Origin of the sequence: Paenilisteria riparia FSL S10-1204 (assembly GCF_000525995.1) — a bacterium.
GTDB lineage: Bacteria > Bacillota > Bacilli > Lactobacillales > Listeriaceae > Listeria_A > Listeria_A riparia.
The window spans coordinates 60,233-80,651 of the sequence record NZ_AODL01000002.1 but is presented as its reverse complement, the minus strand read 5'-3'; the positions used below and the strand labels follow the sequence as shown (position 1 = coordinate 80,651).

17 protein-coding genes are annotated in these 20,419 nt (G+C 41.0%); 7 read left to right on the top strand and 10 right to left on the bottom strand.

All coding sequences use genetic code 11. The features are described from left to right. Positions 1–83: 83 nt before the first annotated feature. Positions 84–1,433 (top strand): aspartate kinase, encoded by a 1,350-nt coding sequence (locus tag PRIP_RS00585; RefSeq protein WP_036098921.1) that lies wholly within the window; start codon positions 84–86, stop codon positions 1,431–1,433. Positions 1,434–1,474: 41 nt separating this feature from the next. On the opposite strand, the gene PRIP_RS00580 is transcribed toward PRIP_RS00585, so the two are convergent. Beyond that, the gene (locus PRIP_RS00580; protein ID WP_036098920.1) at positions 1,475–3,820 is read right to left on the bottom strand and encodes a cation-translocating P-type ATPase; all 2,346 of its coding nucleotides are present in this window, start codon (positions 3,818–3,820) and stop codon (positions 1,475–1,477) included. A gap of 308 nt (positions 3,821–4,128) precedes the next feature. Between PRIP_RS00580 and PRIP_RS00575 the strand changes: the two genes are divergently transcribed. Then, positions 4,129–4,767 (top strand): Crp/Fnr family transcriptional regulator, encoded by a 639-nt coding sequence (locus PRIP_RS00575; RefSeq protein ID WP_036098919.1) that lies wholly within the window; start codon positions 4,129–4,131, stop codon positions 4,765–4,767. A gap of 161 nt (positions 4,768–4,928) precedes the next feature. Here the strand turns inward: PRIP_RS00575 and PRIP_RS00570 are convergent, their stop codons facing one another. Continuing rightward, entirely contained in the window at positions 4,929–5,594 is a 666-nt protein-coding gene (locus tag PRIP_RS00570) for a GntR family transcriptional regulator (RefSeq protein ID WP_159101502.1), read from the bottom strand. Positions 5,595–5,734: 140 nt separating this feature from the next. Between PRIP_RS00570 and PRIP_RS00565 the strand changes: the two genes are divergently transcribed. Genes PRIP_RS00565 through PRIP_RS00550 form a run of 4 tightly spaced genes read left to right on the top strand, consistent with a single transcriptional unit; the run spans position 5,735 to position 9,821 of the window. Then, positions 5,735–7,189: an AcpB/EbpR/MafR family transcriptional regulator gene (locus PRIP_RS00565; protein ID WP_036098917.1), complete on the top strand. Its 1,455-nt coding sequence runs from the start codon at positions 5,735–5,737 to the stop codon at positions 7,187–7,189. An 18-nt stretch (positions 7,190–7,207) separates the two neighbouring features. Then, entirely contained in the window at positions 7,208–8,104 is an 897-nt protein-coding gene (locus PRIP_RS00560) for an ABC transporter ATP-binding protein (protein ID WP_036098916.1), read from the top strand. Continuing rightward, positions 8,097–9,332 carry an ABC transporter permease gene (locus tag PRIP_RS00555; RefSeq protein ID WP_036098915.1) on the top strand — a complete coding sequence of 412 codons (1,236 nt, stop codon included), beginning with the start codon at positions 8,097–8,099 and terminating at the stop codon, positions 9,330–9,332. The genes PRIP_RS00560 and PRIP_RS00555 overlap by 8 nt, the downstream gene beginning before the upstream one ends. 15 nt (positions 9,333–9,347) lie before the next feature. Further along, complete coding sequence (locus tag PRIP_RS00550; RefSeq protein ID WP_036098914.1) at positions 9,348–9,821, top strand: GNAT family N-acetyltransferase; 474 nt, start codon at positions 9,348–9,350, stop codon at positions 9,819–9,821. 899 nt (positions 9,822–10,720) lie between these two features. Here the strand turns inward: PRIP_RS00550 and PRIP_RS00545 are convergent. Further along, positions 10,721–11,737, bottom strand: a complete 1,017-nt coding sequence (locus tag PRIP_RS00545) for a PTS sugar transporter subunit IIC (RefSeq protein ID WP_036098913.1) — start codon at positions 11,735–11,737, stop codon at positions 10,721–10,723. Positions 11,738–12,027: 290 nt separating this feature from the next. Here PRIP_RS00545 and PRIP_RS00540 point away from each other — a divergent pair, with 290 nt between their 5' ends. Continuing rightward, the gene (locus tag PRIP_RS00540) at positions 12,028–12,210 is read left to right on the top strand and encodes a hypothetical protein (RefSeq protein ID WP_036098912.1); all 183 of its coding nucleotides are present in this window, start codon (positions 12,028–12,030) and stop codon (positions 12,208–12,210) included. Between the two features lie 37 nt (positions 12,211–12,247). On the opposite strand, the gene PRIP_RS00535 is transcribed toward PRIP_RS00540, so the two are convergent. The 7 genes from PRIP_RS00535 to PRIP_RS00505 all read right to left on the bottom strand — a co-directional run bounded on the left by PRIP_RS00535 (position 12,248) and on the right by PRIP_RS00505 (position 20,291). After that, positions 12,248–13,489 (bottom strand): hypothetical protein, encoded by a 1,242-nt coding sequence (locus PRIP_RS00535; protein ID WP_036098911.1) that lies wholly within the window; start codon positions 13,487–13,489, stop codon positions 12,248–12,250. A 157-nt stretch (positions 13,490–13,646) separates the two neighbouring features. Beyond that, positions 13,647–14,660 (bottom strand): rod shape-determining protein, encoded by a 1,014-nt coding sequence (gene mreB, locus PRIP_RS00530; protein WP_036099077.1) that lies wholly within the window; start codon positions 14,658–14,660, stop codon positions 13,647–13,649. A 151-nt stretch (positions 14,661–14,811) separates the two neighbouring features. Then, positions 14,812–15,123, bottom strand: coding sequence for a nucleotide pyrophosphohydrolase (locus PRIP_RS00525; protein ID WP_036098910.1), 312 nt, complete (start codon positions 15,121–15,123; stop codon positions 14,812–14,814). Positions 15,124–15,172: 49 nt separating this feature from the next. Then, positions 15,173–16,318: a mannitol-1-phosphate 5-dehydrogenase gene (locus PRIP_RS00520; RefSeq protein WP_036098909.1), complete on the bottom strand. Its 1,146-nt coding sequence runs from the start codon at positions 16,316–16,318 to the stop codon at positions 15,173–15,175. Next, positions 16,315–16,749 carry a PTS mannitol transporter subunit IIA gene (locus PRIP_RS00515; protein WP_077912859.1) on the bottom strand — a complete coding sequence of 145 codons (435 nt, stop codon included), beginning with the start codon at positions 16,747–16,749 and terminating at the stop codon, positions 16,315–16,317. Before PRIP_RS00515 ends, PRIP_RS00520 begins: the two co-directional genes overlap by 4 nt. A 2-nt stretch (positions 16,750–16,751) precedes the next feature. Then, complete coding sequence (locus tag PRIP_RS00510) at positions 16,752–18,836, bottom strand: BglG family transcription antiterminator (protein ID WP_036098908.1); 2,085 nt, start codon at positions 18,834–18,836, stop codon at positions 16,752–16,754. Positions 18,837–18,851: 15 nt separating this feature from the next. Beyond that, positions 18,852–20,291, bottom strand: a complete 1,440-nt coding sequence (locus tag PRIP_RS00505; protein ID WP_036098907.1) for a PTS mannitol transporter subunit IIBC — start codon at positions 20,289–20,291, stop codon at positions 18,852–18,854. Positions 20,292–20,419: the final 128 nt, after the last annotated feature.

The following is a 20,419-nucleotide window of genomic DNA, read 5'->3' as shown; positions in this document are numbered from 1 at the left end:
TTATTCTAAATACATATTGTCTTTTCTTGCAAAAAAGTTCATAATGGATAGATATAAAATAAAACCTAACAGGAGTGTGAGATATGAAAGTTATTAAATTCGGCGGAAGTTCGCTGGCCTCGGCTACGCAACTCAAAAAAGTATACAAAATCGTGGTAGATGATCCGAAGCGAAAGTTCGTTGTTGTATCAGCTCCTGGGAAACGTTTTGCAGAAGATGTAAAGGTAACGGATTTATTAATTGACTGTGGCGCGAAGCATCTATTAGGCGAAACAGCGACAGAATTAGAGCAAGCCGTCTTGACTCGTTACGCGTCGATTGCCGATGAACTCGGGCTTGGTCATGAAGTGATGGAACGAATTGAACGAGATTTCAAAGAACTTATTAGCTCGGATAAAACAAATCCAGATCGCTACATGGATCGTATTAAAGCAAGTGGTGAAGACAATAACGCCAAACTAATTGCTGCTTTTTTTCGCAGTCAAGGAACGGAAGCGCACTATGTAAACCCGCAAGATGCTGGGCTATTTGTAACCGATGAGCCTGGAAGTGCACAAGTTTTGCCTGAAAGTTATGAGAACTTATATCGTCTGCAAGATCGTGATGGAATCGTTGTTTTTCCTGGCTTTTTTGGCTATACGAAAGATGGGGAAATCAGTACTTTTTCGCGCAGTGGCTCAGATATTACAGGAGCTATCGTTGCTAATGGCGTCAAGGCCGAGGTCTATGAGAATTTTACAGATGTCGATGCAGTGTATGCGGTCAACCCCGCTATCGTACATAAGCCAAAGGAAATTATTGAACTGACCTATCGCGAAATGCGGGAGTTATCCTATGCTGGCTTCTCTGTTTTTCACGACGAAGCACTTGTTCCAGCCTTCCAAGCAGGCATCCCTGTACAAATTAAAAATACAAATCGTCCAGAATTACCAGGAACACGCGTGATTCACCGGCGTGAAGCAACGAACGGGCCAGTTGTAGGAATTGCGAGTGATGGTGGTTTCTGCAGCATTTACATTACGAAATACTTGATGAACCGAGAAATCGGTTTTGGTCGTCGCGTGTTAGAAATATTAGAAGGTGCCGGTTTGACGTATGAGCACATGCCATCTGGAATTGATGATTTAACGATTATTCTTCGAGAAAACCAAATGGATTGCCATACCGAAGATACCCTTTTAGATTGTCTAAAAAATGAGCTATCATCTGATGAAGTCGTCATTGAACACAAAATCGCACTCGTCATGGTAGTTGGTGAAGCCATGAAACACAATGTAGGCATCACCGCTCGTGCAGCCAAAGCTCTTTCCGACGCAAAAATAAACATCGAAATGATCAATCAAGGCTCCTCCGAAGTCAGCATCATGTTCGGTGTAAAAGAAGAATCAGAAAAGAAAGCCGTACGCGCATTATATAATGAATTTTTCAATTAACAAAAAGGATTGGCGTAGGAACTCCTGCACCAATCCTTTTTTCAGTCTTTTGCTCCAGCCCATGTAAAACGCATAATCAAATGCCTGATAAACCAATACAACGGTCCGCATGACACGAGTAGCGGTACATAAATCAGCATCATTTGCCAGTCGAAAATCGATACTAATGAGAATATTTTGCCGCCGAATAAGAACAAACAAACGAAAGCCACCATTAAAGTTCCAACGAGGAGTTTTGTTTTGCGTCCAAATGGATGTCCAACACTAATCAAAGCGACGAAGCATGTCGCACCCGTAAGCATGACATTCATCGTTGACGTTTGTGCGAAGTTCAGACCAAGCATATTGCCGAATCCTAAAATCAACATGATATACGTAATAACACAGGTCGCAGCTGGTACCGATGTTTGCAGTACTTTATGCAAAAATTGCCCTTTAATCCGTTCATAATTCGGTTTCAAAGCTAGGAAGAATGACGGAATCCCAACGGTCAACGAGGAAATCGGGCTAAGTTGAATCGGCTGGAAAGGATACGCCCCAGCTAGAAAAATAAAAGCAAGCGCCAAAACCGTTGAATACATCGTTTTAATCAAATACAGTGACGCCACACGTTCAATATTATTCACCACGCGTCGCCCTTCACGTAGCACATTTACCATCGAATCAAAATTATTAGATAGCAAAACAAAATCCGAAACACTGCGCGCCGCATCACTTCCCTCAGCCATCGCAATACTACAATCCGCTTCTTTTAAGGCGAGGACATCATTGACACCGTCACCAGTCATCGCAACGGTATGTCCTTCCTTTTTATACGCTTGAATCAAATCTTTCTTTTGATGTGGTGTAACTCGTCCGAATACTGTATAAGCTTCGATGAGTCCCAACATATCCGCGCCCTCGCCAACCTCACTCATGTCTACATATTTATCGCCATCCGCAATACCCGCACGAACCGCAACATTCGACACCGTCACCGGATTATCACCTGAAATCACTTTAATCGAAACGCCCTCATTCGCAAAAAACGTAAATGTCTCAGGAGCCTCTGCACGAATATTATCCGCAATTAAAATAAACGCTAAAAGTTCACATTGCTCCGGCAAAACATTCTCTGATAGCATCTCTAGCGAATGCGCCACAGCCAAAACACGGAAACCTTGATTCGCATAGCCATCTAACTCCTGCCGATTTGCCGCAGATAAATCTCTAAAAATAAATTCCGGTGCACCAATCAAAAACGTCCCTTTTTCCGCAAAACTGCAACCGCTCCATTTACGCGCAGAAGAAAACGGAATACGCTTCTCCATTTGCCATTCTGGGTTTTCCGTAAAGTGTTTCCCAAGCGCAATACTCGTTGCATTATTATCATCCAGAGAACCGACAATAGCACCAACACTTGCTGTAATTTGCGAAGATGTCACACGAGGATGTTTCAAAACAATGTCCGTCACATCCAATTTACCATCTGTAATCGTCCCTGTCTTATCCAAGCAAAGCACGTCCACGCGCGCTAAAGTCTCAATACAAGGCATAGATTTCACGAGCACTTTTTGCTTGGCTAAATTAATAACCCCAACAGCAAGCGCGATACTTGTAAGCAGCACAAGCCCTTCCGGAATCATCCCAATCATAGCCGCCGCCGTACCTAGCACTGATTCCTTTAATGGCAACCCTTGCAAATATTTCGAGAAAAATAAAGCTAAACCAATCGGAATAATGATAAACGTCAATACTTTAATAATCTTCTTAATTGAGCGGATTAACTCACTATCAGGCCGCTTTTCCTGCTTAACTTCCATTGAAATTTTCGAAACAAAGCTATGTTCTCCAACAGCAGAAACCTTCACGTATGCCTGGCCACTCACGATATAGCTACCTGACATCACATAATCATCTGTCCGTTTCAAAACAGGCTCAGCTTCCCCTGTCAACTGCGATTCATCGACTTCCAAACCATCCGTTTGAAAAATCATCCCATCGGCACAAATTTGATCCTCCCGATTCAAAACCATTATATCCCCAAGCACAAGCTCGTCCTGCTCCAACTCGCAAAGCTCTCCGTTTCGCATAACCTTCACTTTTGCTTGCGTTAAAATCGTCAATTTATCAATATTTCGCTTCGCCCGAATCTCCTGAAAAATCCCCATCGCCGTGTTACAGAGCGCAACACCAAGAAACAACAGATTTTTATAACTTCCCACGAGAATAATAAAGCTCGCGATAACTACATTAATCATATTAAAAAGGGTAAACGTATTGTCTCGTACAATTCCTAACACACTACGCGTCAATGGTTTTAGCGCGTGATTGACCTGTCCATTTTTAACCCGCTCAGCAACTTCCTCATTCGTTAAACCTGGCGGAATTCGTGTTTTATTTTCCATATTAACAGATCCTTTTCGATTTAGAGTCTCGCTAATTTAAAGATAACAAATGATGCGGCGAAATACCATCCTAAAACACCGCTACCATTGTATGTATTGCTCGCATTGTATCAAACCAACTTAAGAATCCGATGAGAGTTTTAAGAGAGTTTCATATTTTCTATAATACCCGTTACCCACCTTAGCTATGCCACTTTTTTATTTTTGTCCTCTTCCATGACAATATTGAATTTCGCAAAAATCGAATTCATGGTTTAATGGTTATAGAGCAGTTAAAAAATCGCCCAAAAAATTAGGAGGAAAAAAATATGAGTACAAATACATTAGATACAAAGATTCAGGCTGGAAAATTCCTTACATTATTACTTGATTCAGCAATTTCCCGCGAAAGATTGGCTCTAAAGAAAAATGATAAAATCGAATTAACATCAGGCAATAAAACCCCGTACATCTTTGTTATTGTATCAGGCGTTACTGGTATTTTTTCTAAGACTAATGTGGTGATTGATTTTGCTGGTGAAGGCGATTTATTGGATTACAACATTTACTCTAGTCAACTATTTGGTAAAGCTTTGACAGATGAAGTGACTATTTGGAGATTCGAACAAGCTGAAGTATTGAATGCAATCGCGCAAAATAAAGATATTCAAGTTCAACATTACCATATGCTACAAACCATGCAACACCGGTTAGAAAAGAAACAAATGCAAGCAACACTTGATACAAAAGAAATGATTGCAGCATTTATTCACACGTTAGCATCCCGCTACAATCCAAACGCGGATGACCAAGGGATGATTGAGCTACCAAGATACTTTACACGCAAAATGATTGCTAACTATGCAGGCGTAAGCCTTAGTACACTAACAACACATCTACACCAACTTGCAGAAGAAGATCGCGTCCTTTTTAATACACGTGTCCTTCTCATTAGTGAAATAAGATAAAAAAGCCCAGAACTGATAGTCCGTTTTCGTTTTTTTCAAAACAGGGCTTCTCTTCTTGGCTTTTTTCATTATTTACTTACATACGGTATAAAAAATGGACCTTTCACTATATTTTAATAGCATTATTCACTAGAAAAGACTAATATAAAGGTAGCTATGCGTTAGTCAGTTAAACGTGAAATATAATGTTTATATAATTGTTGGACAATTTCTTTTGCTTGGTCGTAATTGCGCTCTTCTAAAGCGGTTAGTAAAGACTCTACGGATTTGAGCGTTTGTATGGCAAATGACCAAATAAAATCCTTACCAAACCCATCGTCTAGCTCATTTAGTTGGTGATTCATTTTTCGCAAAGTCTCGCCAAGGATGCTCATCTTAGCCTGATTACACAGTTCACAGTAAAATCCTTCACAACTAGCGACATACCCAGCATACTGACACTGCTCTATATTATCTCTCATTGTCTCTACATAGACAGCCAGTGAATCCGTAGCAATCATGATACTCTCTGATTTCAATTTCTGAATCATATATTCCATGTTTAAAAAGATTACCTGAAATCTGCCAGAATAATAAAATTCTTGGCTATGCGTTTCTTTCACAACAAATGCTTCTTCCGCTACAGGAGCTAGTAATCCGCGTTGGCATACTAATTGCAAAGCTTGTTCTGCAATATTGCCAGATACACCAAATGATGCCGCTACAGAGTGCACCTTAATCACTTGCCCAACTTTGTATGTCCCATTTAGCACATCGGATTTCATGATTGCATAAATTTCATCCGCTACGCTATGATTATCTTTATCAATGTTATTGAGTACCATCATTATTACCTGCTTTTTTTTCGATTTACAACCTACTTTCATTGTATATGATTTGACATAACTAAAAAAAGGGGGGGGATGCCTCAAAGTTGGCTTTCACCAAGCGCAAAAATAAGAAGCAATATAAAGGGAGGCTTCTCGTCATGCAAGGTATTTTAGAAAAAGATAAAGAACGACAACTCCTTATTATCAAAGTATTGTTATCCGATCACAAAGTTTGGGACCGTCAAGAAATTTGCGAACGCGTTCAATGCTCTAAGAAAACTTTAGCCCGTGAGCTAAAAAATCTCAAACAAGCATTACCACCAAACTGGCAATTAATCAAAAGTATTGAGGGCATCCTACTCGAAAAACCATTCGGCGACAACTTTATCCATTTATTCTCTGCCTTTTTCGCCGACACATACTTATTTCGAATTTGCTATGATATATACGATGAGAAAGAGCTGACATTAGCGATGTGGTGCCAAGAAAATTTCATTAGTCAAGCCACTGTGTATCGCAAATTGCAACCCGTTCATCGCTATTTAAAATCCATTCATTTAGAGCTTGAGAATACACCACTGCATCTAAGCGGGAAAGAATCGCAAATTCGCTTTCTCTTTTATGATTTGTTTTTCAACGCATATCCCGCGCATGATTTATTATTTACAAACATTAGTTGGCGCATAATCGATCGTTTTATCGAAGAACTGATGAAGCGGCTAGAGATCTATTTCTCTCCCGCTGCCAAAATTCAATACGCTACTTGGATTGGTCTGTCGCTTTCACGGATTCAAAACGGCCATCCCATTGATATTCGAGGTATACGGACAACAAAAACATGGGAGATTTTCAATGAACGGAATGATTTGGCATCTTGTTTCCAAATGCTCGCCGATGAATTACACATCGAGATTTCCGAGAATGAGTCCATCTTTCTACTTTCCTGTATGTTTTTCTGTTCGCTCTCATATACATCCACAGCTTCAAAAAAAGAGCGCATCATCATTTGTCAGCAAGCATCTCCCATAACATATCGTCTCGTCGAAGCGATATTCAAGATTTTGCCGAATGTTGGTTGGGACACTGATGATTTATTAGTTAGTTTGATTGATACTTTTTCGATGTTTCACGCTGTGGAAAGCCCTTTGTTTTTAGCGCAGGAACGTTTTTTAGTTCATCCAGAGCATATTTTGTCTCCCGAATTGGAACGTGCAATTCTCCGAGTTTTTGATGATTTTACAGATGAGCCGATGTATTCTTACCTTCTTGAGAATCACGAAGTCTTACTCTATCGCATCGGCATGAGTATTCAGAGTGCTAAACAGCGAATCAGCCAAGCCAGTGTTTTAACTACCAAAATTTTTTCGCAGAACGGCTTTTTATGGGAAGATCTCGTGAAGAAGACGATTCGATCTCGTTATTCCGCACAGCAACTTGTCATTATTGCGAACTCGCATCCGCAGCAAGCTGACTTTGTTATTACTGATTTACCTTTACCACATAGTGATATTCCGCAACTTGTCTGGAATACCAACCCGACAGCACGCGATTGGCAAATGCTAGATGCCTATATAGAAACGCATACAACACATGAAAAAGAAGATTTATTGTAAAAAGGAGCTGGAAAAGACATGCTACAAGTGAACAATGTAACCAAACAATTCGGCGATAAACTAGCCGTCGACAATCTCCATTTTCAGATTAGCCCAGGGGAAATTTTAGGCCTAATCGGGCAAAATGGTGCTGGAAAAACAACAACCTTCCGTTTAATTCTTAATTTTTTAAAACCAAATAGCGGAGAAATTCTCTGGGACAACAAAGAAATTTCTAAAATTAATACAGATATCATCGGTTACCTTCCAGAAGAACGCGGACTGTATCCAAATGTCACCATTGAGGATCAAATCATCTTTTTCGCGGAACTAAAAGGCTTTTCACGCGCTAAAATTAAGCCCGAAATTGATAGCTGGATGGAACGTGCCGAAATTGTGGGCAAAAAAACGGATCTCGTTAAAACACTTTCTAAAGGAAACCAACAAAAAATTCAACTGATCAGCACGATTATTCACCGACCAAAATTAGTCATTCTTGACGAACCATTTAGCGGGCTCGATCCAGTTAATGCCGAGATTCTCAAAAAATTTGTATTCGATTTAAAAGAAGACGGCGCAACTATAATTTTCTCCAGTCATCGGATGGAAAATGTCGACGAACTTTGCGACTCTCTTGTCATGCTAAAACGAGGGCAAACAGTTCTTCGCGGCAAATCCGAAGACGTTAAAAACAGCTTTGGCCGCAAGCGCATCATGCTGGACGCACCACAGCCAACAGAAGCCATAGCAGCCTTACCCGGTGTTACCCAGGTGGAAAATCATAAAGGCATCCGGATTGTGCATCTGAATGAAGAATCCGACGCCAGCACCGTGTTTGATTTTGTTACGAAAGATGGCTTTATTCCAATGTTTAGCTTAGAACCACCGACACTCGAGGAAATTTTCAAATGGAAGGCAGGGGAAAATAATGAGTAAATTCTGGGTCATCACATCACAAGTCTACAAGCGTCGCGTCAAAACAAAATCATTTCTAATTTCACTACTCCTACCATTAATTATTGGTGCACTCATTTTCGCACTACCTAAAATCATCGACTATTTCGGTGGTAGTGACGAACCAAGCGAAATCGCGGTCATCGCAGAAAACCCTGCTTTTTCAATGGCTATTGCTTCAGATAAAGCTAATTTCAAAGTAGACAAGGACATTAAAACCGAGAAAGAGGCCAAGAAATCATTGGTAGACGGAGACATTGATGGCTTCGTCACGATTACGCCAGTTGGCAAAGAAGTAAAGGCCGTCTATACATCTGAAGAAACAGCCGGAAACGCCCTGATTACCGCATTACAAAACGATATCACAAGCGTCACACTACAACAAAAAATTAAAGACTATAACATCACCGAAAAACAACTCGCAAGCCTAACAACACCTGTTCCTGTCAAAAACGAATTACTTTCTAACGATCAGCTTACAAGCAGTCAAAAAGAAGCCATGAGCGCTGCAATTCTGATGCTAACACTCGTTATTTTCATCTTTGTTATGAGCTACGCTAGCATTGTTGCCGCAGAAATCGCCAATGAAAAAGGTACGCGAATCATGGAAATTATTTTATCTAGTGTTTCATCCACGACACACTTACTTGCGAAGCTTACTGCTATTCTACTCATGCTGCTTACTCAGATTGCCTTTTACGGGATTTGTATTGCAGTTGTCATGATTGGCGGTAAGAGTACAGAAACCATTCAAGGTGTTATTAAACAGCTCGCCGAATTCCCAGCTTACTATTTAGTTTTAAATATTTTATTTGTCGTACTAGGTTTGATGCTTTACATTCTTCTTTCAGCTATTATTGGTTCGATGGCACCAAATGTGGAGACCGTCTCACAATTTATGTATCCGATGACGATGCTTGCGATTATTGGTTATTGGGGTTCCATTGCTGCTGCAAATGCTCCGAACAATATGCTCGTTATCATCGGCTCCTATGTCCCGACTTTCTCGCCAATGATGATGCTTGCACGAATGGACTTGCTAGCGGTTGACGCCACGGGAATATTCATCTCACTTGGCCTGCTAGTTTTAACCAATGCGCTTGCTTTTTGGCTCGCAATCAAGCTATACCGCGGCAATGTCCTACTTTACAGCAACGACGGTCTATTCAAAACATGGAAAACATCTTTAAAATACGCAAAACGCGACTAGAAATGAGGTTTTAAAATGATTATTCGTAAATCAACCCAACAAGACGCAGCAGACATGTTAGAACTAGAACATCTTGTGTGGACGCCTGGAACAACACCCGGTGAAATCCACTTCGAAAATGAGGCGGCATACTTATTAAGAAATCCAGCAGGCTCCAAAGTTGTCGCTGAAATCGATGGCAAAGTGGCCGGCATCCTTGGCTACCGCTCACCAATTCCAGTCAAAGCAAATGAACACGTTCTTGTATTAGACATCGCTGTTCATCCCGATTTTCAAAAACACGGCGTCGGTTCAGCACTCATGGACGAACTATTTCGCATTGCTAAAGCCGAGCACAAAGAAAAAATCCTCCTTCGCGTGCTATCCAACAACGAAAAAGCCATTAAGTTCTATACAAAACTAGGCTTTCAAGTTGAAGGACGTCTGCATAAAGAATTTATCTTAAACGGCGACTATGTAGATGATATTTTCATGGCTTATTTCTTGTAAATTAGTTACTTTTGACATCATTAATTGCGAATAAAAACCATTTATGATTATTAAGACATGTTTCCAATGTATCATTTTTAATTTTTTATGTTTCAACTTAAGAAAAAACGGATATTGTTTAGTATCAAAAGAACAAGAGGTGATTGGGTGACAGAATCGCACAGACTGAAAAATAAGCGAAATGGTGAAAAGGACAAATTAGCCACGGATGCCAAGAATCAGTTTTGTAAGTTAACCAATGACAATGTCGGAGCCGCCAGTTTTTAAGACGAATTTTTTAATTGAAGTGTCATGCGATTATCTTGATTCTAGTTTGCACAAGTTTTCGTATCTTATTCTCCATTCTCGTTAACGAAAGCGATGTTTGTTTTGATGGAATATCGTGCGAGTAATCTATATGTTTTGTCTCACTAATTGTGCATATAGATGTATGGATGAGATACCCAAGCTTTGCTATAGTCGGATATCGTCTGGTGAAGGAAATTTTAGTAACTGGTCAGTCTTGCGGGAGCTTGAGGAAGGCCACGGTAAATGAAAAGGTCGCGTCAAGAGTTATACCCACTCGTCAGGGCAAGGAATACGGAATTACGTGACATGCGCTCCAAACATATTAGAATTATTTTACCTCACTTCTAATATGTCTAGCGAAAAAGTTTCGTATTCAGTTTACGTTTCTACTTAATAACCTATGGTAGTTGATATTTATTAGTTACATTGTTATCTAGTAAGTATCGGGATTTTCTAATTCAGGTCTACCGGTTGTTTTTGGAAGCTAACGTATTCCGCTATTTTTATTAAATCCAGTTATTCAGACAAATTCCGACACATCACGAGGAAAGAGGATGAATAGGAGTCGATGTTTATCATATCGATTTCCTACTTCATCCTCTTTTTTTATGTTATTCTAATTCCACTCGTAAATCTCCATTTCGTAGCCACGATGATCGCAGTAAAAATGGTCTGGCAATAAGTGCAATCACAGCTGGAATCACGACTGCTACTAATACAAACGCACCGAACGCAAGCCATCCTGAATTTGCGATTAAATACAGCGGTGCTACAAAAGCGCATAATCCCATTCCCGCAACTTCCGCTGAAGCTTGCAAATGAAATACCAATACGCCGATAGGGCTGGCAATCACGGCTGAAAGTAACGGTACAACCATAACCGCTGGGCGCTTAATAATATTTGGCGTCTGCAATTTTGGTGTACAAATCAGTTGTGCGAAAAAAGCACCCCAATTATTATCACGAAATCCTAGCACAGCAAAAGAAACAAACTGAACCGAGCAACCGATAAGTGCCGCAGCGCTCGCCGTAGGATCTAACTGTAATGCAATTGCTAGCGCCGCCGATGATGCTGGACTCAAAATAAGAATCGCGAACACAAGTGAAATCACCATGGAAGACAAAATCGGCGAACCCGACACAAGCGATGTAATCCCGCCACTAGCAGCCGTCAAAACTGGTGCCATAATTTTGGAGAAAAGCAATCCGCTAATACCCCCTGCTAAAAGCGACGCAGCTGGAATTAAAATCATGTCGAAATTTGTTTTACCAGTAACACGTTTTCCGACCCACACGGCTACAATCACGGCTAGAATCGCACCAATTGGTTCCCCGCCGATAATCGAAAATCCACCGTTGTCTAACGCGAGAATTGCGCCTCCGCCAATAACTGACGCGGCCGCTGCACTAATCACAACGAGTGTATTCGCACCAAGGCATATCGCTATACCAACACCTAGACCTGGAATTAAGAGTAATTTACCAACTGCTCCAATTTGCGCTAGCCATTCAAAACCTATCATTTGTCCAATCGTTTGCAGTAATAAACCAATTCCTAACGTTACAAGCACCGCATTAGCAATCCCCATTGATGCTTTGTACGAGCGGTCTACGATATAATCTTTCATGTTCTTTCCCCTTTTCTCATTTAATCTTCTTCATCTTAACGAGAAATAGTACTTTAAGCAAAGAATGTTTTACTTACTAAACACACAAAAAATATTTTTTGAAAAAAATGCTTTAATATAGCCAAAAAAAGATGAATATTACTATTCATCTTTTTTAAAACCTTATGAAATGTTTAATATATTGTTTAGTGTAGTATTTCATTTTCATTTCATGCCGAAATGCCCTTATTTTTTTTCTATATTTTTAGTTATAATAGTTTACATACTTAATTTTTGAAAGGAGTTTTTCTATGAGCAAACTTATCGGCATACTACTACTTATCTTGGGCATTTTTGGCTTTGGATTTTCATTTAGTATTTCTGGAATTGTAGGCTTTATTACTTGTCTGCTTTCGGTTGTCTTTGTTGTGTTTGGTATTTTATTTATGATTCGCGCCAAACGAAAACGCAACCGCTCTTATTCATATAGATAAATTAGATACGTCTCGCCAAGACTAGGTGAGGCGTTTTTTAATTATCGCTAGCCTTCAAACCGTCTACTATTTTTTTGCTTAGTGCTTGAATATCCGTAAAATGATACGATTTCTCTATTTCAGAGAGCGCTCGCGGTTTTGCTAGATTGTTTAGTTGATGTAATTCATCATCTAGTGTAAAAGCTTGATTTGCGCTGGCTTTTTTGTTGAACATTGTTTGCCAGTTTGGACTGTCTACTTCATCTAGCGCGGAAGAAAGCAGTGCACCTGAGTCGTAGCGGTTCCATTTAATCTCTGAAATAAAGCTTGGATCATAGGCAATACCTTCAAATAAGACAGAAAATCTTCTACTCTTCTCGTCTCTAGCGCCTTCTAGTAGTTTCAATTGTTTTGGCTGACCACCCGTAATTGCAGATGCTTTAATTCCGACGTACGTTGCGGTACCTTCAATTGTTTCATGCTGTTTTTCATTTTGATAGTCGCTTTTATCCTGTTTTCTTCGAGCATCAGATACGACAACATAGTCAGATAATGCCTTTTTCAGTGCTACTTCATCCTGTTTCCCGGTTGCATCCATGATTGTGTCTAAAATGCTGTATTGTAGCCCTAATAAGCTATACCATTCAGCATTTTTAGAAGCTACATCAATATTGCCGTCCGTTGATTTCCAATCGTATTGCTGTAAATAGTGAAAAGCTTCATGCGCGAAAAACGGCATCGCTGACTGTGACGCTTTCACTGGATTTTCGATGTTATTCTTACCATATTTAAAATAGTACACATAGGAACTATCAGCTAACTGCATATTAGAACGCACTTCTTGTCCAGAATCATTTGTGGAAAAAGAAGAAAAATTCCCTACTGGGTTCCATGTAGACCAAATACCCGGAGTTGTTACAGCTAAACGATACACATCTGGCATTTTGTAAGAACGAGGCATCTTGATTTTCGTTGCATACCATTTTCCTTCCAACCCTTTCACACCAACTGCATAAACATTTCCACGAATTAAATTTATTGTATCTTCGCTAAAATTAAGATGATCGCCTTTTCTGACAAATAAGACAGGGTCCTCCGCCAAATTATATCCTTGCCATAGCGCTTTCTTATTTGTTTTAGTGTACAGCGTGTTTAGTTGCTTGAAAAAAGATTGATCCGTTGTATCCATCTTGTCATAGCTAGTATGATAAGTTTTGTTTAGAATCGTTAAGCCTCCAAGTAAGATTAGTATACTCCCTATAATGATTAGGCTTACCTTGAGTGCTCGCTTGCTTTTCATGTCTTAATCACATCTTTCCATTTTTTTATGTTGTAAAACTTGCCTGAAACTAGTATACCTTGTATTTCAAATGTATACAAGGTAATAATTATAACTTTTAAAAACTGCTTCTTATACAAAAAATGGACAGTGCATGAATCACACTCTCCATTGTTTTTTATCTCGGGATTACTTTTTCGATATTTATAAGTCGTTCAATGTGTTGCATTGCCATGCTTGTACCTACCGCTACAGCTTCGAATGGTGCTTTTGCAACATGAATTGGTACGGAAACTTTGCTGTTTAACCACTCCGGTAGCCCGTCTAATAAAGCGCCACCACCAGTCAAGGTCAAACCGCTTGCTCGTATGTTTCCACTTAGTTCGGGTGGGCTGTTTTCCAATGTTGTTTGAACAACGCTTAAGATACGATTTAAGAACTCATCCACACCTGCTTGAAATTCACTTGACGCTACTTCGATTGTAATCGGGAAACCTGTCACTAAATCACGACCTTCGATTTCAATCATCTCGCTGGCATCCTGCATATCACAGTGTAATTGCCACTTCACTTTCTCAGCAGATTCGAGACCAATCAACACATTATATTTATTGCGTACTAATTGAGCGATTTCGCGATCTAATTCATTACCTGCTTTGCGAACTGTTGCACTTGTTACAATACCGCCATAAGATACGAGCGATGTCGTAATTTTGCCAGCACCGATGTCTACAATGACGTTTGCCGTCGGTTTCTCAAATGGGAGTCCTGAACCGATTGTAGCCGCGAGCGAACCTTCTATAAAATAAAGCGATCTCACACCCAACGAGAAGAGAATGTCACCAATAGCCTGTCGTTCAATGTTTGTTGCACCTGGCAGTAAAGAAACAACCAAATTCATCTGTTTAAAACGTTTACCAGTTGTTGCACTAACGCGGCTTTCAACCTTCTTTATAAGACGTAATGTCATATCAAAATCAACAATAATACCGCCTTGAAGCGGACTAATAACTGCTATAGATCCGGGCGTTTTCTCAACTAACTCTTTCGCCTCGTGACCAATTTCTAATACTTTATTTTTCTTCGTGTCATATGCTAGAACGGTAGGTTCATGAAAAATCATTTGTTCCGTATCTGAGTAGATGCTAATATTTGCCGTTCCGATATCAATACCGATTGTCGGTTTCCCCATAATTTTTTCCCACTTTCCAAAAAGCTCATTTTCAAAAACATCACTGTTCCAATAGCTATCCGATATTAAGTATAGCAGGTATAAAAAATATAATCCATGACAAAACCATGAACTTTCATGAAAAAATGTACAAAAAATCGCGAAAAAGCATCTAATCTTGCTTGACGCTTTTTGGCGGATATTTCGTAGCATTCTTGGCTAGCTTCTCCTGAACAATCGCTTTAATGTCTAAATCAAGGGCAATAGCAAGTTGCGTTGCGTAAATAAATACATCAGCAAGTTCCTCTGACATCGCTACACGTTTTTGCGCTACTGCCTCTTTATCGCTTTTCCACTGGAAACATTCTAACAGCTCCGACGCTTCCAATGTTAGTGAGATAGCTAAATCTTTTGGGGCTTGGTATTGATCTTCCCATCCTCTTTCTACTAAAAACTGATGAACATCTTTTTTTATTGTATTCATGACTCTTCGCCTCACTTCTCTAAGAAAAGTGTAGCATAATTCGCTTTCTTTATGCCAGTTTTAAGTAAGAATCCTTTACTTTTTCAAATAGTTTGGAATAACTTTCTATGCCTGTCACATCAGCAATTGCCTTTTCGAGACCTACTGCTGCAACTAAAGCCTGTAATTCAACCGCTTCTTCATCTTCTGGATTATTGAAACGAAGCGCTGCCGCAATGGCATCTGCTAATGCTTTTGGTGTTTCATTGAAAGCTTCAACAAACTGACGCGCTGGTTGTACAAAGCGGTCATTTGGCCCTAGTTTACGTATTGGCGAGCGCCCAACACGAGATACGTAATCAGAGATGTAAGGATTTTTGAATCTTTCGATAATTTTGTCAATATAAGCTTGATGTTCCTTGTGTGAGAAGTCAAATTTCTTTTCTAATAACGCTCCAGTCTCTTCTAGTGCGCTACGGACCGCAAACAGCACTTTATCATTATGAATCGCGGCTTCAATCGAATCGATATTTTTCATATGACCGATGTAAGCTGTTACTGCATGGCCAGTGTTTACCGTGAAAAGTTTGCGTTCGATATATGGCGTCAAATCCTTCACGTATGTTATGCCTGGAATGAAAGGAACTTCGCTCTTAATCGCCGTTTCTTCCACTACCCACTCATAAAATGGCTCCACTAAAACAGTTAACGGATCATCATGTGTCTGATTAGGAACGATACGATCCACCGCCGCATTTGGAAACGAAATGAACTGATCCGCGTATTGTTTCTCCGCGTCCGTCAACTCCGCGTATACATATTCCTGGAGCGAAGCCGATGCGCCAATCATATTTTCACAAGCCATAACGATAAGCGGTTTTTGAATAGCTGTCCTGGCTTTAATTCCCGCCACTAAAACTTTCGCAATAAATGGCAAAATGGTCGGACCTACCGCAGTCGTCACGAGCTCCGTTTCTGAAATCGCGCGGATAACTTGTTCTGGATTTTCTTGACTATTAATCGCATTCACATTCGTAATCATATCGACTTGTTTCGAATTATCTGCCAAAATAACATTGTATTCCTGCTTTTCATTCAACGCATCCACAACTGTCTTGTTCACGTCTACAAACGTTACATGATACCCCGCTTTATGCAACAGTTGCCCAATAAACCCCCGTCCAATATTACCAGCACCAAAATGTACTGCCATCATGCGCTCTCACTCCCTTCAAAGAAAGCAATGATTTCCTGTTTCGACTCAGCCGCAACAATTTGCGCCACATTCTCTTCCTCCGAGCACACAATCGCGATACTGCTAAGCAAATCCATATGTTCCCCGTCAGCACCCGCAATCCCAATCAGCACTTTTACCTCATTGCCATCAAACGAAACACCGTCTGGCACTTGCAACAACACAATCCCCGAATTTTTAATCATATCACGCGAATCATCCGTACCATGCGGAATCGCCACCATATTGCCGATAAATGTCGATGTCATCGCGTCACGTTCTTTCATTTTTTCAATATAAGGCGCATCCACATAGCCTTGCTCCACTAACAACTGCCCCGCCGCCGTAATCGCCTCTTCCTTCGTGCTAAACGCCTGTTTCAGCGCAATATCCTTATTTTCTAATGCTACCATCCTTATTTCCTCCTCATATCTTGCAAAAATTGATTTAATTTACTAATCACAAACGCCGTAATGTCCGCTCCGTTCCCAGACTCCAAAAGCCGCGTCGTCTCCCCGCTCTCCACAACCATCGCGCTAATAAAACTCATCACTTCCAAGCCCTGCGGTGCTAGCCTCTCTGGCGCAAGCAATACAAGTAATGTCGTAGCCGCCACATTCCCGCCTCCCATTGCCGGCACATCTACTGCGTCCTGCAACGTAAAAACCTGAAACACTGGCTGATGGACAAACTCATTTCTAACATGAAACAGCGCTAACTGCGTTTCTGGAATACCAAATCCGCTCCATTTTTCGCGTTCTAGCAATGATTTCAGTAATATTTCCACCTGAATATCCCGTTCTTGCTCAAACATCGCCATACAAACCGCGCGCAACGTATCTTCCAAATTATGCTGTGTCTCCTCCATCTTGGCTACCTGAAACCCTTTCAAAATCGCCAAAACCGTGTTCGTATATTCCTGCTCCGCCTCCAAATGATGCACCGCCTCAAGCAATGTCATCTGCTCCTCTTGTTCTTGCGGCGCCCTCTGCGGAATAAACATTTCCTTCTGCTTCAAAAAAACTTCAATTTGCGAAATTTCCCGATTCGACAACATCGGACTCACCAGAAAATACTCAAAATCCACTTTTCCAAGATCAATCGTCGACACAATCACATCGAAATGTTTCGTATTTTGCTGATTTAAAAGCTCGAACAACGAGACATTTTGCAAATCTTTCAATTGCGGTAATGCTTGTTTTAAGCGCGTAGCCAACATTTTCGACGTTCCGATTCCGCTCGAACAAACGACAAGCCCCGAGAAAACACGACTTTCATTTTTCTGTAGTAACGCTGCCCCGAAATGCAGAACCAAATAACCAATTTCCTCATCCGGCACACCCGCTTGCTGGTAAATTTCTCGAAATGCCACCTTCACAATTTGAAAAAGCTCCGGATAATCATGTTTAATCGTTTTAATCAATGGATTGTGAATCCGCATTTGCTGATCCATCCGCCGTAACGCTGGCCGTAAATGCGCCGTCAAGCCATTAAGCAATGATGCCTCCTGAAAATGACTACCAAGTTCCGACTCCACTTTTGAAATCAAGCGCTTAGCTATGGTCACCGCCTGCACATTCTCATTCCCAGAGAAAATACCCGTCTCACCTTGTGCCTTCGCCCCACGAATATGCATTGTCACATAAAACGCTTCCCCATCTGGCACAACAAACGGCTCCATTTCCAAACATGCCGCTAGCAATTCTTTCGCCACAACAAATTCTGGAAAATTCCGAAAATATTCTTGTTCTGGCTTCATCTCCTGCAAATAATTCCCGTTAATCATTCTCTCCACTGAAATCGCAATATGCACAACTAGCGTCAAGTATGCATCATCCGTAATCTCATACGCCAAATCCTTGCGCCAAGCACGCACATTTTGCTCCACTTTTTGAATTAGCGCGTTGTCCACAACATGAAGCAATCGCTCATCCGCAAGCATCTCCACCTCATCTTGCTTCTTCTGCTGAAACAATTGGAAAAGGGAATTTTTAGACCCCGATAACGTCATTAAATCACTAAGCAATGTACGCTTCACCATCTCATCCGCAATTAATTTCACACCATAACCACGTCTACGCTCAATTTCGGCACGTCCGATTAATTCATCTTCTAATTTTGTTAAATCGCTGCTGACCGTCGATATCGTGACGTTCAAATCATTAGCCAGCGCGATTAATTTGATTGGCTCATTTTCCTTTAACAACGCTTTTAAAATAAACTGTTGCCGCTCCATCGGTGTAAACTCATTGTAAGACAAGTCGAGCAATTGCCATTTGAAAGCTTGGCGGCTAGACTCTGAGCCAAACACCGTTAATTTAGCATCTTTACGCTCCAATGCTAGCTGGTAAGAGCCGAGCACCGCCTCCACTTCCTTCAAATCGCGTCGAATCGTTCGTTCACTCACATCCATATATTCCGCTAACTCCGCTGTGGCCACAGGTTCATGGCTCATTAAAAGCTGTTCCAAAATAAGTCTCGTTCTCGCCGAAATATACATTTCAAATTCCCCCAGTTATTTCTGACCAGACAAATTCTCCACTAACTCATCATACTTATGACTGTTCAAGAAATTGTCCACCGAAATATGATAGGCTTTAGGTAGTTTCTCCGTTGCGCGGTCCGTTAAATCACGGTGTGTCACTACGATATCCGCATCTGATGGCAATTGAGAAATCGCAAAGTTCACCACTTCAATATCAAGCCCCGCCTTTTTCACCTTGTTCCGCAAGACCGAAGCTCCCATCGCACTGGACCCCATTCCCGCATCACAAGCGAAAATAATTTTGCGTGTACCTAATGGAACACCTTCCGCTGCAAGCTCCGCATCACTCGTCCCAACAACCGCACTCGCTACCATTGCCTTCTTACCTTTCATTGTAGCCATTTTTGTCTCCGCTGTCTTGAGTTCTGCATCATCCGTTGCTTTCGATGTTTTCAAAATAACCGCAGATACCGCAAAGGAAACCAGTGTTGCAAATAGAACCCCACAAATAATTCCTATATAATCCCCACGCGGCGTCAAAGCAAGTATCGCAAAAATACTACCCGGAGAAGCCGTCGCAACTAATCCTACATCAAACAGATTAAACGTAATAATACCAGTCATCCCACCAGCAATGGCACCAATCAGTAACGCTGGTTTCATCAACACATACGGAAAATAAATCTCATGAATCCCACCTAAAAATTGAATAATCGCTGCCCCAGGAGCCGTCTGCCTTGCCGTCCCACTTCCAAAAATCGTGTACGCCAGCAAAATCCCCAGACCAGGACCAGGATTCGTTTCCACTAAAAACAAAATCGATTTCCCCGTATTAACCGCCTGATCAATCCCGAGCGGTGCCAAAACCCCTTGGTTAATCGCATTATTCAAGAAAAGCACTTTTCCAGGCTCCACTAAAATACTAACTAACGGCAACAAATGGTGATCAATCAAATACTGCACACCCGAAGCCATTGTCGTATTCACCGCTTGAAGAGCAGGCCCAATCGTTTTCAAAGATACAATCGCCAAAATCCCTGCTAAAATCCCCGCTGAGAAATTGTTCACCAACATTTCAAAACCAGCTTTAACTTTGCCCTCGATTAATTTATCAAATTTCTTCATCAGCCAAGCCGCTAGAGGCCCGAGAATCATCGCGCCAAGGAACATTGGCATTGATGTACCAACAATGGCTCCCATCGTCACAGCTGCACCCACGACACCACCACGCGTATCATACACTAACTTACCACCCGTATACCCAATCAAAAGCGGTAACAAGTATTTAATCATCGGATCAACCAGTTTGGCAATCTCCTCATTCGGATACCAACCAGTCGGAATAAATAGCGCTGTAATTAATCCCCACGCAATAAATGCCCCAATATTCGGCATAATCATACCACTTAAAAAACTACCAAAATGCTGTACCTTCACACGAAAACCAGATTTCGCTTGTTGTTGCTCCATTTCTATGTCCTCCTCCGCCCTTTTCTAATACTCTAAAAAAGAAGCCCCTTTAATTAATCTGCTTCGAAGCACTGCTACACCTGACCGACCAATGGAACTGCGCAATTCCAATCCTTAGCCTCGCCTAT